General features: G+C 75.7%; 13 protein-coding genes. 4 read left to right on the forward strand and 9 right to left on the reverse strand.

What is annotated here, in order from left to right; all coding sequences use genetic code 11:
* Positions 1-77: 77 nt before the first annotated feature.
* From KIS93_RS11985 to KIS93_RS12005, 5 genes are all read right to left on the reverse strand, one after another.
* Complete coding sequence (locus KIS93_RS11985) at positions 78-707, reverse strand: helix-turn-helix transcriptional regulator (protein ID WP_186404113.1); 630 nt, start codon at positions 705-707, stop codon at positions 78-80.
* Positions 649-2,322 carry an ATP-binding protein gene (locus KIS93_RS11990; RefSeq protein WP_186404114.1) on the reverse strand — a complete coding sequence of 558 codons (1,674 nt, stop codon included), beginning with the start codon at positions 2,320-2,322 and terminating at the stop codon, positions 649-651. Before KIS93_RS11990 ends, KIS93_RS11985 begins: the two co-directional genes overlap by 59 nt.
* Positions 2,220-2,825 (reverse strand): AAA family ATPase, encoded by a 606-nt coding sequence (locus KIS93_RS11995; RefSeq protein ID WP_186404115.1) that lies wholly within the window; start codon positions 2,823-2,825, stop codon positions 2,220-2,222. Before KIS93_RS11995 ends, KIS93_RS11990 begins: the two co-directional genes overlap by 103 nt.
* Before the next feature lie 63 nt (positions 2,826-2,888).
* On the reverse strand, positions 2,889-3,545 hold the full coding sequence (locus tag KIS93_RS12000) for a response regulator (protein WP_080040132.1): 657 nt from the start codon (positions 3,543-3,545) through the stop codon (positions 2,889-2,891).
* The gene (locus KIS93_RS12005) at positions 3,542-4,741 is read right to left on the reverse strand and encodes a sensor histidine kinase (protein ID WP_222107412.1); all 1,200 of its coding nucleotides are present in this window, start codon (positions 4,739-4,741) and stop codon (positions 3,542-3,544) included. Before KIS93_RS12005 ends, KIS93_RS12000 begins: the two co-directional genes overlap by 4 nt.
* A 132-nt stretch (positions 4,742-4,873) precedes the next feature.
* Here KIS93_RS12005 and KIS93_RS12010 point away from each other — a divergent pair, with 132 nt between their 5' ends.
* From KIS93_RS12010 to KIS93_RS12020, 3 genes are read left to right on the forward strand one after another with little or no spacing between them, the layout of a single operon-like run.
* On the forward strand, positions 4,874-5,872 hold the full coding sequence (locus tag KIS93_RS12010; protein ID WP_186404116.1) for an ABC transporter ATP-binding protein: 999 nt from the start codon (positions 4,874-4,876) through the stop codon (positions 5,870-5,872).
* Positions 5,872-6,672, forward strand: a complete 801-nt coding sequence (locus KIS93_RS12015; RefSeq protein WP_080040135.1) for an ABC transporter permease subunit — start codon at positions 5,872-5,874, stop codon at positions 6,670-6,672. Before KIS93_RS12010 ends, KIS93_RS12015 begins: the two co-directional genes overlap by 1 nt.
* 16 nt (positions 6,673-6,688) lie before the next feature.
* The gene (locus KIS93_RS12020) at positions 6,689-7,861 is read left to right on the forward strand and encodes an alpha/beta hydrolase family protein (protein WP_155127882.1); all 1,173 of its coding nucleotides are present in this window, start codon (positions 6,689-6,691) and stop codon (positions 7,859-7,861) included.
* Here the strand turns inward: KIS93_RS12020 and KIS93_RS12025 are convergent.
* Both KIS93_RS12025 and KIS93_RS12030 read right to left on the reverse strand, forming a co-directional pair.
* Positions 7,839-9,977, reverse strand: a complete 2,139-nt coding sequence (locus tag KIS93_RS12025) for a WD40 repeat domain-containing protein (RefSeq protein ID WP_186404117.1) — start codon at positions 9,975-9,977, stop codon at positions 7,839-7,841. The genes KIS93_RS12020 and KIS93_RS12025 overlap by 23 nt on opposite strands.
* Positions 9,902-11,146: a hypothetical protein gene (locus KIS93_RS12030; protein WP_186404118.1), complete on the reverse strand. Its 1,245-nt coding sequence runs from the start codon at positions 11,144-11,146 to the stop codon at positions 9,902-9,904. The genes KIS93_RS12025 and KIS93_RS12030 overlap by 76 nt, the downstream gene beginning before the upstream one ends.
* Positions 11,147-11,260: 114 nt before the next feature.
* On the opposite strand from KIS93_RS12030, the gene KIS93_RS12035 reads away from it, so the two are divergent.
* Positions 11,261-11,914 (forward strand): hypothetical protein, encoded by a 654-nt coding sequence (locus KIS93_RS12035; RefSeq protein ID WP_222107413.1) that lies wholly within the window; start codon positions 11,261-11,263, stop codon positions 11,912-11,914.
* A gap of 47 nt (positions 11,915-11,961) precedes the next feature.
* On the opposite strand, the gene KIS93_RS12040 is transcribed toward KIS93_RS12035, so the two are convergent.
* A complete protein-coding gene (locus KIS93_RS12040; RefSeq protein ID WP_080040138.1) occupies positions 11,962-12,657 on the reverse strand; it encodes a response regulator in 696 nt (231 codons plus the stop codon).
* Positions 12,654-13,478 carry a sensor histidine kinase gene (locus KIS93_RS12045; protein ID WP_080040139.1) on the reverse strand — a complete coding sequence of 275 codons (825 nt, stop codon included), beginning with the start codon at positions 13,476-13,478 and terminating at the stop codon, positions 12,654-12,656. The genes KIS93_RS12040 and KIS93_RS12045 overlap by 4 nt, the downstream gene beginning before the upstream one ends.
* Positions 13,479-13,513 lie beyond the last annotated feature (35 nt).

Below are 13,513 nucleotides of genomic sequence, written 5' to 3' on the forward strand. Positions count from 1 at the left end.
GGGCTGGGGCGGGAAGCGGTGCGTCTCCGCCGAGAACGGTAGATCGACGGCACCCGTCCGCGATTCGGGAGATCTCCCTAAATTGCCGCCTCGCCCCGCCCGTTCATCCGGTGGGCGAGCGCGGCCGCCTGGCCCCGGCTGGCGACGCCGAGTTTGGCCAGCACGGCGGAGATGTGGTGGTCGACGGTCTTGGCCGACAGGGACAGCCGGGCGGCGATCTCCGCGTTCGACAGGCCCTCCGCCAGCAGCGCGAGCACGTCGGCCTGGCGCGGCGTCAGCCCCGCCGCGTTCGCGGCCGTGGCCCGCCTCGGCCCGCGGGGGATCCGCGTGAATCCGCGCCTGCGCAGCTCGCCGCGCAACCACTGGGCGGCCCGCGCGGCGCCGAGCCCGTCAAGGGTGCGCAGCGCCTCGATAGGCGCGCCCTGCTCGCCCAGTGCCAGAGCCCAGAGGCGGGTGTAGCGGGCACCGCGCCGCTCCCACTCCGCCGCCGCCGCGGCCCACTCGCCGCCGATCATCATCCGGTACGGCGCCGCCGCGCACGAGGGCGCCCGCCGTTCACCGCCGGCCAGCCACCGCCGCAGCGCCAGCTCCCCCGCGTAGACGGGGTGCCGCACGGAGACGGCCAGACTGAGCCCGCGACCGGCCTCCTCACGGGCACCCTCCGCGTCGCCCGACCACAGCAGGTGCTCGCAGCGGGCGGCGGTCACCGGGCCCACCCGCTGCGGCTCGCCGGTGCGCTCGGCCTGCCCGGCCGCCTCCTCCAGCAGGGCCGCGGCCCCGGCGTCGCCACGGGCCGCCAGGATCCGTCCCCTGGCCAGCAGCGCGGGGAACCTGGCCACCCCGCCCTTCACCGCGAGGGCCAGCGACGCCTCGGCGTCGGCCAGCGCGCCGTCCCAGTCGCAGCCCTCCACCCGCACCACGGCCCGCACGCCGAGCAGGTACTGAACATAGCCGTCGAGGTTGCGGCCGGCGGTGTAGGCCAGGGCCTCTTCGAGCGCGCGGCCGCGACGCCGTACTCGGCGAGCTGGACCGGCCCCGTGGCCAGCACGACCAGCGCCCGGGCCGCGTGGTCGGCCAGCCCGGCCGCCTCGGCCCGCTCGTGCGCGGCGCGCAGGGCCGCCGGCGCCCCGCCTTCCCTCGGACGAGGCGGGCCGTGCTCACGTTGATCTCCGCGTGGACGGAGGCCGCGACGTCCCCGAGCCGGTCGGCGAGCTCCCTGGCCCGCTCGCCCCACGCCACGGCCTCGTCGAGGTGGTGCGCGGCCATGTGGAGCTGAGACTGGTTGCTGTAGGCCATGGCGAGCTGCGGGTCGCCGTCCTCCAGCACGGTGACCAGCCGCGCCGCCGCCTCCCACGCCTGCTCCCGGCGGCCCGCCCACCAGGCCAGGCGGGAGATCCAGCGCAGGTTCTCGCCGACCGGGCCCGCCCGCCCCTCCGCCTCCCGCAGCTCCAGCGCCGCCTGCCGGGCGCGCAGCGCCTCCTCGGCGAGCCCCGCCAGGTACGCCTGCTCCGCGTACGCCTCCAGCAGCTCCGCCCGCCGCTCGGCGGGCAGGCCGCCCGCGTGCTCCACCGCGGCCCGGTAGTGCGCCGCCGCCTCCCGGTGCGCCCCCTGCCTGGCCGCCCCGATGCCGGCCAGCTGCCCGTAACGCAGGACGGCGGCCTCGTCGCGGGCGTTCAGCGCGTGGTGCACCAGCCGGCCCGGATCGACCCCGGGCGTCCGCGCGAGAACGCCCAGCACCCGGCGGTGCGCGGCCGCCCGCCGGGCCGGCGACAGCGACTCCTCCACGGCGCTGCGCAACAGCTCGTGACGGAAGGCCACCCCGTCACCGGACGGCACCAGCACCCCCGCGTCGACGCACGTCTCGACCAGGTCCGCGGCTCCCGCCACGACGGCCGCGTCCGCCCTGGTCGGCAGCACGGACACCAGCCTGGCCAGCTCCCTGGCCGGCTCCGGCAGGGAGCACAGCCGGTCGAGGATGAGGTCCTGCACCGTGGCCGGCACCGCCGGGCCCTCGCTGGCGAGCAGCTCCGTCACCAGCAACGGGTTCCCGCCGGTCAGCCGGTGCACGGTCGCCGGGTCGCGGCCCGCCCGGCGTACCAGCTCCGTCACGCACCCGTACGAGAGCGGCCGCAGCCGCACGCGCCGGACGATCGCGCTCGGCAGGGCGGCCAGCGCCCCGCGGATCGGATGCTCCGCCCCCACCTCGTCATCCCGGTACGTCACCACCAGCAGCGCCGGCAGCCGGCCGATCCGCCGCCCCAGCCACACCAGCCAGTCGAGCGTGGCCTCGTCGGCCCAGTGCGCGTCCTCCACCACGACCACGGGCGGCACCCGGCGCGTGGGCGCGACGGACGCCGACCAGTTCGCCGCCCCGACCAGTTCACCACCGCCGAACCGCCGGCCGCCGCCCGCCCGCCAGCCGCCACCGACCCGCCGACCGCTTCCGGCCCGCTCATCGCCACCGACCCGCGGGTTGCGCCGGCCAGTTCCACCGGCGCGCCGGTGGCGCCGGACAGCTCCTCCAGAGAGGCCGCGAAGATCTCCTCCTGCGCCGCACCCGCCCCCAGCCGCTCCGCCAGGACACCGCCCGTCTGGCGGCCGATGTCGTGCAGCGGCCCCAGGGCGCGCGGGGTGACGAGCCGGTCGCAGCCGCCCCACAACACCCGCGCCCGCGCCCCGCACCGCCGCGCGAACTCGTTGACCAGCACCGACTTGCCGATGCCCGCCTCCCCGGCCACCACCGCCACCCGGCCGCCGCCGCGCGCGCACTCGCCGAGCAGGCCGTCGAGGAGTTCGAGCGTCGCGGAACGCTCCCACAGCTCCACGCCCCCGATCGTAGACCCGGCGGACCCGCGTTCCAGGGCTCTTCCCGGGAGGCCAGGCTTTGGTCAGGAGGCCGGGGTGACCAATCCCGCGTCGTAGGCGGCGATGACGAGATGAACCCGATCGCGGGCACCCAGCTTCGCCAGCAGGCTGGCGATGTGAGCCTTGGCGGTGCCGTGGCTGATGTGCAGGTGCGCCGCGATCTCCGCGTTCGACAGCCCCCGACCGGCCAGAGTCAGCACCTCTCGCTCACGCGCCGTGACACCGGCGAGCTCACGCGGACGCGGACGCGGCTCGGGCCGCCCCGCGAACTCCTCGATGAGCCGCCGCGTCACGCCGGGCGCGAGCAGGGCGTCCCCGGCGGCGACGACGTGAACGGCGGCCAGAATGTCCTCCAGCGCCATGTCCTTCACCAGGAAACCACTCGCCCCCGCCCGCAACGACGCGTAGACGTTGGCGTCTTCGTCGAACGTGGTCAGCATGATCACACGGGTGGCCGGGGACTCGGCGGTGACGGCCCGGGTGGCCTCGATGCCGTCCATGGCAGGCATCCGGATGTCCATCACCACGACGTCGGGCCTGAGCCGCCTCACGAGTTGCACGGCCTCGGCTCCCGTCCCCGCCTCCCCCGCCACCTCGATGCCGGGGTCGGTGTCGATCACCATGCGCAGACCGGCACGGATCAGAGGCTGATCGTCGGCCAGGACGACACGAACGGTCACCGTACCTCCACGCGGGTGGCCGCGAGGGGAAGAGTGACGGTGACCCGCCAGCCACCCTCGGGACGGGGACCCGCGGCGAGCCGGCCGTTCAGCAGAGCAACCCGCTCCCGCATACCGACGAGCCCGTAACCACCGGACGGGGCGGGGGCCGTCGGGGCGCGACCGTCGTCGGTGATGTCGATACGAAGCTCGCCGGGCGCATGGTCGAGGACGATCGAGCAGTGGCCGGCGGCGGCGTGCCGTACGACGTTCGTCAGCGACTCCTGGACGACGCGGAAGGCGCACCGATCGACGGCGGGGGGCAGGACCTGCGGATGCCCCTTGCGGTGCACCTCCACGTGGACGCCCGCGGCCGTGACCGTCGCCGCGAGCCGATCGAGATCCGCCAACCCCGCCTCCACACCACCGGCTCCTGTGCCCGTGACGGCGGGGTCGCGGAGTGGGCCGAGGAGGTGGCGCAGGCCCTGGAGGGTCTGTCTTCCCGTCGACTCGATCGCGCTCAGTGCGGCTCGCGCCTGGTCCGGGCGGCTGTCGATCACCCGGGCGCCCGCTCCCGCCTGGATGGCGATGACGCCGATGCTGTGCGCGACCGTGTCGTGCACCTCCCGGGCGATGCGCAGCCGTTCGGCGGTGAGCGCCTGGTGCTCGGCGTGCGCGCGCAGAGCCGCGCCGTACTCGCGTCGCTGCCGCAGCACCGTGCCCGCCGTCCAGGCGACCGCGACACCCGCCGCCAGCAGCGCCGACAGCGCGAGGAACCCAGGCGCGAGCACGCGCAGCCCCTCGGCCAGCAGGGACGCGTGCCAGGCCGCTTGCTGGGCGACCAGCGTGGCGGTCGCGGCGAGCAGGCCGGTGCGGTGGGGGCGGGTGGCCGTGACGAAGCAGAGCAGCAGGTCGGACGCGGGCAGCAGCGGCCAGGCCCGTTCGGCGGGCTGCCCGAGCACCACCGCCGCCAACGTCTCGGCCAGCAGCACCGCCAGCACCGCGCCCGGCCGCCGCCTGGCCCACACCAGGGGGAGCGCCATGGCGGCGGCGAAGGCCAGGTGCGGCAGGCCCACCGGGAGCAGGCTCTCCTGCTCGGCCAGGGTGACGGCGTACAGGAGCGGCACGCACGCGATGACGGCCGCCCAGGTGAGCGCCGCCCGCGCGGCCGCCGGCAGGCGCAGGGTCAGGGGTGGTCCGGGCCGTTCGTCACGCACCCCGCCGATCGTAGTCATCCCCCTGCTCACAGGCATCGGCCCACGGGCCTAGGCCCCCAGGCCACCCCGCCCGTACGGAAACGGGCCCGTGGCCCGATGTCTCGGGGGCTCGTGCGCGCCACCGTTGGTCGGGTGATCGAAGTGAACGGATTGACCAAGCGATACGGCGAGGTGACGGCGGTGAACGGGCTGACGTTCACGGTGCGGCCCGGTCTGGTCACCGGGTTCCTCGGGCCGAACGGTGCGGGTAAGAGCACCACCCTGCGCATGATCCTCGGGCTGAACCGTCCCACCAGCGGCAGCGCCACCATCGGCGGCCGGCCGTTCGTGCGGCACCGGGCGGGGCTGCGGCATGCGGGCGCGCTGCTGGACGCCGGTGACGTGCACGGGGGGCGCAGTGCGGCGGCGCACCTGTGGGCGCTGGCGCGCGGCAACGGTCTCCCGCGCCGGCGGGTGGGTGAGGTGTTGCGGGAGGTCGGGCTGGAGGGGGTGGCGCGGCGCCGGGTGGGCGGGTTCTCGCTCGGGATGCGGCAGCGGCTCGGCATCGCCGCGGCGCTGCTGGGTGATCCGCCGGTGCTGCTGTTCGACGAACCGGTCAACGGGCTGGACCCCGAGGGGGTGCGCTGGGTGCGCGGGCTGTTCCGGCGGCTGGCGGCGGAGGGGCGGACGGTGCTGGTCTCCAGCCACCTGATGAGCGAGATGGAGCACACCGCCGACCGGCTCGTGGTCATCGGGCGCGGGGAGCTGATCGCCGATGAGAGTGTGGCCGAGTTCGCCGCGCGTGGCACCGGTGCGTCGGTCATCGTGCGCACTCCCGACCCCGCCGAGCTCGCCGCCGTCCTCGTCGAGGCGGGCGCCCACGTGCGGCATGACCGCGCCGGTGCCGGTGCCGGTGTCCTGACCGTCACCGGGCTGAGCGCCGACCGCGTCGGCGAGCTGGCGTTCGAGCGGCGGATCCCGCTGTACGAGCTCGCGCCGCGTGCCGCCTCGCTGGAGCAGGCGTTCATGGAGCTGACCGCCGCCCACGCCGACCACCGCACCGGTGCGCTCAAGGCCGGCGGACAGGCGGGATGGCGCGACGACGGCTCGTCGGCCGCCTCGCGGAGCGGGGCCCGGAAGGAGGGCGTGTGATGGCGGGGGGCGGGCGTTTCGGTGACCTGCTCGCCGCCGAGTGGATCAAGCTCTGGTCGCTGCGCTCCACCCGCTGGCTGTTCGGGCTGGGGATGCCGGCCGTCGTCGCCTTCGCCGCCCAGAGCAGTCTGGACGCCTATCGCGCCTGGCCGGGGTTCACGGCGATGGAGAAGGCCAGGTTCACCTCGCTGGCGGAGGCGTTCAGCGGGCTCACCGCCACCATGGTCATGATCGGTGCGGGCACCGTGGGTGCGCTGGCGATCGTCGGCGAGTATGCCACCGGGCTCATCCGCACCACCCTGGTCGCCGTTCCCGCTCGTCATCGCGTCGTGGCCGCCAAGCTGGCCGTCGTGGGCGTCGTCACGCTGGTGGCCGGCGGGCTGGTGTCGGCGGCCACGTTCGGGGTGAGCCAGGCGATCCTGTCCGGGCGCGGCTTGACCGTCTCGGTCGGGGATCCGGACGTGGTGCGGGTGCTGGCCGCCAACGCGCTGCTCGCGCCGGTGTCGGCGCTGGCCGGGATGGGGATCGGGGCGCTGGTGCGGCACACCGCCGGGGCCGTGGTGACCGTGTGCGGGGTGCTGGTGGTCGTGCCGATGTTCCTGCAGCCGACCGTCCACCAGTGGCTGAACGACCTGTACGCGCTGGTCCCCTTCTACGTCTGGCGCACCTGCCTGGGCCTGCCGCAGGTGCGTGACGACCCGGCGTTGCCCACGGTGGCCGGCTCGTGGGCCGTTCTCGCCGCGTGGCCGCCGGCCGCCGCCGTCCTGGCCTTGCTCGTCGTACGGCACCGCGATGTCTGATCTCCGAAGGAGCCCCATGATGCCGATCCGGCACCTGCTCGCCGTCTGTCTCGCGTTCGCCCCGGCGGCCTGCGCCGCGACGGGCACCGCCGCCATCACGGCCACAGCCACGGCCACAGCCACAGCCACAGCCACGGCCCCGGCCGCGCTCCGGCTGGAGCTGCCCCGGCCCACCGGTCCCCACCCGGTCGGGCGCGACGTCCTGTACCTGGTCGACAAGAGCCGGAAGGATCCGTGGGTCCCGGCCTCGGGCCCGCGCCGGCTCATGGTCTCGATGTACTACCCGGCCCGCTCCGCCACCGGCGCCGCCGTCCCGTACCTGGATCAGGAGGAGGCCGCGTCCCTCATCCGGCGGAAGGCGCCCGGCAGCGGCCTGCCGGCGCAGGTGATCAGCGGCATCCGCACCCACGCCCGCGCCGGGGCGCCCCCGGAGGGCGGCCGGCACCCGCTGGTCGTGCTCTCCCCCGGCCTGGGCCTGCCGCGCGCGAGTCTCACCTCCCTGAGCGAGGATCTGGCCAGCCGCGGTTACGTCGTCGCGGCGGTGGATCACGCCTACGAGTCCTCCGGCACGACGTTCCCGGGAGTCGGCCTGCTCACCTGCGCGCCCCTGTGCGACCAGCCGAAACCTCCCGAGGGCGGCAAGGCGGCCATCACGAGGAGCCGGGCGGCGGACCTCGCGTTCGTCCTCGACCGGCTCACCGGACGTCATCCCGCCTGGGGCCGGGCCGCCCTGATCGACCGCAGGCGCATCGGCGTGGCGGGCCACTCGCTCGGCGGTGACGCCGCCTCGGCGACCATGCTGGCCGACCGGCGGATCAAGGCGGGCGTCAACCTCGACGGCACCGTCAACGTCGCCCTCCCCGCGACCGGCCTCGGCGACCGCGCGTTCCTGCTGATGGGCAGCCAGAGCGAGCACAGCCCCGGCCGGGACCGCACCTGGGACGACACCTGGCGGGCCCTGCGCGGCTGGAAGCGCTGGCTGACCGTGGCGGGCGCCGAGCACGACAGCTTCACCGACCTGGCCGTCCCGAAGAGCGCGGCCGGCCTGTCGTCACCCGGCACGATCGCCGCGGGCCGCGCGGTGGAGCTCACCCGCACGTACGTGGCGGCCTTCTACGACCGGCACCTCAGGAACGGCAGGCAGCCGCTGCCCGCCGATCCCGAGGTCACGTTCCACGGTGGTAGGTGAAGGCGAACAGTCCCGCGTCGCCGGCCGCGTACAGGGCCGAGCCGTCGGGGTGCCACACGCAGCCGTGCAGCTCGCCGTCCACGACGATCCCGCACTCCGTCGCGTACGCGGCGACGTCCCAGACGCGCAGGCAGCCGGGGCGGGCGGCGGTGGCCAGGCGGGTGCCGTCCGGGGAGAAGGCGAGGCCGGACACCCAGTCGTCCGGCCCGAGCCGGGCCGTGCGCGCCCCCGCCAGGTCGAACAGCTCGACCGGGCCGCCGATGGTGCCCACCGCCACGAGGCCGCCGCCGGGGGCGACGGCCAGCGCCTCGACCAGGCTGCCGGTCTCCGCGAGCCGGCCCAGCGGGCGGCCGTCCCTGGTCCAGCGCCGGATCTCGTACCCCGAGGCGACCGCGAGCCAGGACGAGTCGGGCGCGACGGCCAGCGCGGTCACGTCCTCCTCGTGGGGCTGCAGGGTCGCGTGGAGCTCGCCGTCGCGGGTCAGGATGCGGACGGTACGGTCGGCGGCGACGGCCATCCACGTGCCGTCCGGGGAGATCGCCGACGTCGGCTCCATCATGCCCTCGGCGCCCGGCTCCGGGGCCCTGAGCAGGGCGCCGTCCGGGTCGTGCAGCCGGATGCCGCCCTCCGGGTCCACGCCCAGCACGTACGCGCCGTCGGGGGCGACGGCCACGCTGCGCAGCCATTCCCTGGGGCCGCGGGCGCGGACGGTCCCGTCCGGGTTCCACAGGGTCAGGCCGGACAGGCCGACGGTGGCCACGTAGGAGCCGTCGCCGGCGATCGCGACGCCGCGCAGGTCGTGGTGGGCGGGCGGCTCGGTGGGGCCGGTCCGCACGGCCGCGTCCACGTCCCAGACGCGGACCGTGCGGTCGCCGCTCGCCGAGACCAGGAGGCCGCCGTCCGGGGTGAACGCCAGGCCGGTGATCGTGTCGGTGTGGCCGTTCAGGCGGGCCAGGACGGTTCCGTCCACGTCCAGGACGGCGATGTCGTCGTCGTAGGTGGAGACGGCCAGGCGGCGCCCGCCGGGGGCGATGGCCAGGCCGGTGCCGTGGGTGAAGACGGTGTGCGACTCGGCGCGCCGGGTGCCGTCGGCGTTCAGCAGGCGGACGGTGCCGTGCCGGCTGAGCAGCGCCAGCCACTCCCCGGAGGGGGCGACGGCCACCGCATCGGCGCCGTTGTCCCCACTCACCTGCCCGCCCTCGCCACCAAGATCCCCCTCATCGCCACCGAGACCTGCCTCCTCCTCGGGCCAGATCGCCTCGACGGTCAGGCGGCGGGTCCCGTCCGCGTTCCACAGCTCGGTGGTCTCCGGCCCGGTCGCGGCCAGCCACGTCCCGTCCGGTGCGATCGCCACCGCTTCGTACGCCTCCCAGGCGTCCTCAGGCGTGCCGCGGGGCGTGCCGTCGGCGGAGAAGAAGTGCAGGAAGCCGTCCCCGCCGGCGACCCCCCACGTCCCGTCCGGCGCGATGGCGACCGTCTCGGGCGGCCCCGGCAGGTCGTCGAGGACGGCGCGCTGCCGCCCGTCCGGCTCCCACAGCCGGACGGTGCGGTCCCAGCTCGCGGTGGCCAGCCACGTGCCGTCGGGCGCGACGGCCACGGATGTGACCGCGCTCTCGTGCCCGACCAGCCCACGGAGAGGGGTGTCGTCCAGGTGCCGGCGCGCCACCTGCCCGTGGTCCCCGGCGGCGGCCACCCAGGCGCCGTCCGGTGACATGGCCAGGCCGGTCATCCGGGCGGAGCCGGTGCGGTGCGTACGAAGGAGCGCCTGGTGCGGCAGGTCCGGCGGCGTCCCGCGATGCTCCAGCCACGGCGACCCCCGTTCGATGAGCCACCGCCGCAGGTCCGCGCCCAGGCCGGGTGCCGCGTGGAGGCGGGCGGCGAGCGTGGGCAGCACGCCGACGCCCAGCTCGCGCGCGCTCTCCAGCAGGTGCGACGAGCCCGCCAGGACACGCGCGACAGAGGCGGCGGCGCCGCCGGCCCGGTCCAGGTCCTCCAGGGCGGCCTCGACGCCGGAGTGGTGGATGCGGGAGGCCAGCCAGGTCACGTCGCGGACCAGCTCCCGCACCGCGTCCTCGTCGCCCGCCTCCGCGTGCAGCCGGACGGCGTTGCGCAGCATCCACTCCCCCGTGCCGGGCAGGTCGGCCCAGCCTTCGGGGTGTCGCCGGGGTCGGCCTCGGTCAGGGCGCGGCGGGCCCGCTGGAGGCCGTCCGCGCCGAGGAGTTCCCGCACCCGCTCGGCGACCGCGTCCGCCAGCCCGAGCACGGGCTGGTCGGTGCGCCGCCGTACCAGGCTCAGCCCTTCCAGCCGGGCGATGAGCGCGCCGATCTGCCCGCCCGTCACGCCTCCGCCGGAGCTCCACAGAAGCGCGGCCACCCCGATGGGGATGCCCTCGTCGTGGTCGAACAGGCCGAGCTGGAGGAACCGCGTGGCGGCGGCCGGGTCCACGGTGCGCAGCCAGCCGAGCGCGTGGTCCACGAGCGCGCCGATCAGGCGGGCCCTGGAGGCGGGGACGGCCAGGTCCACGGGCCCGGGCAGCCCGGCGGCCAGGCGGGCGGCGGCCTCGGTGGCCGGCTCGCCGGTGACGACCTGGCTGACGATGAGCCCGTGCGCCATGGTGAGGGCGAGCGGCCATCCGCCGGTCAGCTCCGCCAGCCGGGCGGCCGTGCCGGCGTCCAGGGCGGGCAGGTCGCGGCGCAGCAACGCCAGGCTCTCGTCAGGCGGCATCGGCCCGACCCGCACGGTGGCCGCGAACGGCAGCTCCTCCCCGGCGGCCCGCGCCGTGACCAGCCACGTGCACCCCGGCACCGCGAACGCCAGCGGCACCACCTGCCCCGCGTGCCGCAGCCCGTCCACGACCATCAGCCGCGGCCCCGGCCGGAAAATCTGCTCGCGCAGCAGCTCGCCGACGGCCTCGTCGTCGTTGGCGGCGCCGACGAGGTCGCTCAGCTCCAGGTGCGAGTACAGCTCGACGTCCTCCCCATGCAGCCGGTCGAGGACCTCGGTGAACTCGGCGGCGCGGTCCTCGACGTGCGTGCCGCCGGCGTTCAGCCAGCCGACGCCCCCGGGGAAGCGCTCGTCCACCTCGGGACGGCGCAGCGCCGCCGCCACGACGGCGGTCACCCCCAGCCCCTCGACGCCGTCCACCGAGGGCACCACGACGATCAGCCCGCTCTCCTGCCTGGTCAGCGCGGACACGACGCGGTCCACGTCGTCCTGCCGCCCGATCCATCCGTCGATGCCCGCGATCGCCCCGGCCTGCCCCATGTACGTGTCCCTCTCCCGCACCGTCCTGGTTGATCAACGAAGGGACGGGGTGCCAAAGTTCGCGGCAGGGCGGACGCTTCGCAAAACCCTGAAGCGTGCCGGGCCGCCCGCCGGCCGCGGCTAGCCTGGCCTGCCATGACGTACGGCCCTCAGCAACCCGCCTACAACGCCCCCTATCCGCCGCAGCAGCAGCCGTTCACCCCGCCTCCCGTCGTGCTCGACGTCGGGGCGGACGCCAAGGCCAGGGCGCTGATCGGCGGCTCGGTGTCGGGCGTGATCGGGCTGATCGCGATCTTCTCCGCGCTGACCGGGCAGACCACGGGCGGCGCCGGCGCGGGGGTCGCCGTCGGGGTGATCGGGCTGGTGTTCCTGGTCATCGGCCTGCTGCCGCTCATCGCGTGGAAGAAGGTCGGCCGCCCGCGCCGGCTCGTCTTCGACGGCTTCGGCGTGCGCTGGGACGACCCGCAGGGCAGGCCGTGGGCGGTGGCGTGGGCGGAGCTGTCGGGGGTGGGCATCTCCCGTACGGTGCAGCGCCGTGTCAAGCTCGCCGACCACCTCGTGCGCAGGACGATGGTCAGGCTCGACCTGTTCCCCGCCGACCCGGGGTTCCGGGGGCGGCACCCGGACATGGAGCACCTGTGGGAGTTCCACACGGTCAGGAACGGTTACCGGCTGCCGCTCGGCTCCAACCCGAAGTACATCCCGGTCATCGAGCGGGCCATGCGGCAGTACCGGCCTGGGGCGTACCTGGGCATCAAGGACGAAGGCTTCATGGTCGGCCTGGTCTGAAACCCGGCCTGGTCTGAAGCCCCGGCGTGGTCCGAAACCCGGCGTGGTCACTTCTCTCCGGGCGTGACCAGGCCCGTCTCGTAGGCGACGACGACCGCCTGGGCGCGGTCGCGCAGGGCGAGCTTGGTGAAGATGCGGGCCACGTGCGTCTTCACGGTCGCCTCGCTGAGCGTCAGCGCGTACGCCAGCTCCGCGTTCGACAGGCCCTTGCCCATGAGGGTCAGCACCTCCAGCTCGCGCGGCGTCAGCGTCGCCAGGTCCGTGTGCGCGCGGGAGGACGGCGGCCCGGGCACGCGGTCGGCGGCGGCGAACCGCTCGACCAGGCGCCGGGTGATCGAGGGGGCCAGGAGCGCGTCGCCGGTGCCGACCAGGCGGACCGCGGCGGCCAGGTGCTCGGGGGTGACGTCCTTGAGCAGGAAGCCGCTGGCGCCGAGTGCCAGGGCGGCGTAGACGTACCGGTCGAGGTCGAACGTGGTCAGCATGATCACCCGGCAGTGCGCGTCATGGACGAGCAGGCGGCGGGTCGCCTCCAGGCCGTCCGTGCGGGGCATGCGGATGTCCATCAGCACCACGTCGGGGGCGAGCCTGAGCGCCTCGGCCACCGCCTGCTCGCCGTCGGCGGCCTCGCCGGCCACGTCGATCCCGCGCGCGGTCAGTATGAGCCGGAAACCCACGCGGACCAGCTCCTGGTCGTCGGCGATCAGCACGCGGGGCGGTGTGCGCTCCGCACCGGCCGGGTTCACGGGCGCTCCAGGGGGATCCTGGCGCGTACCCGGTAGCCGCCGCCGAGCCGGCGCCGCGCGTCGAGGTCGCCGCCGTACACCGCGACCCGCTCGCGCAGCCCCAGCAGCCCGCGCCCGGCCCCGCCGGCCGGCCGCTCGCCGTCCGGCGGCCGGCGGGCGGTGCCGGTGAGCACGCTGGGCCCGCTGTTGAGCACCTCCACGCGCAGGTACTGGTCGGTGTAGCGGACACTCACCTCGGCCTTCGCCCCGTCGCCGTGCTTGAGCGCGTTCGTCAGCGCCTCCTGGACGATCCGGTACGCGGTCACGTCGATCCCGGCGGGCACCGGCCGCGGCTCGCCGGAGACCCGCACCTCCACGGGCAGCCCGGCGAACGCGATCCGGTCGGCGAGCGCGCCGAGCTGCCCCAGCCCGGGCTGCGGCGCCAGCTCGGCGCCGTCGTCCCGGTCGTCGCCGTCGGGCGCGGGCGCGAGCAGCCCCAGCAGGTGGCGCAGCTCGGTCATGGCGTCGCGGCCGGCCGCCTCGACGGCCCGCAGCGCGGTCTCGGCCGTGCCCGGCATCGTGGGCAGCACCTCCCTGGCGGCCCCGGCCTGCACCACCATGAGGCTGACGTTGTGGCTGACGATGTCGTGCAGCTCCGCGGCGATGCGGGCGCGCTCGGCGTCCACGGCGGCGCGCGCGGCCCGCTCGCGCTCGCGTTCCAGCAGCCGTCCCTGCTCGGCCAGCGCGGCCCGGTAGCGCCGCCGCGTGCGTACGAGAGCGACCGCCAGCAGCACCACCAGGCCGCAAGCGAGCGCCAGCGCGGCGATCGGCCATTCCCACATCCGATCATCTTCGCGCGGCGCGCCGCGATCGGCAT

Source organism: [Actinomadura] parvosata subsp. kistnae (assembly GCF_900323885.1).
GTDB classification, from domain to species: domain Bacteria; phylum Actinomycetota; class Actinomycetes; order Streptosporangiales; family Streptosporangiaceae; genus Nonomuraea; species Nonomuraea composti.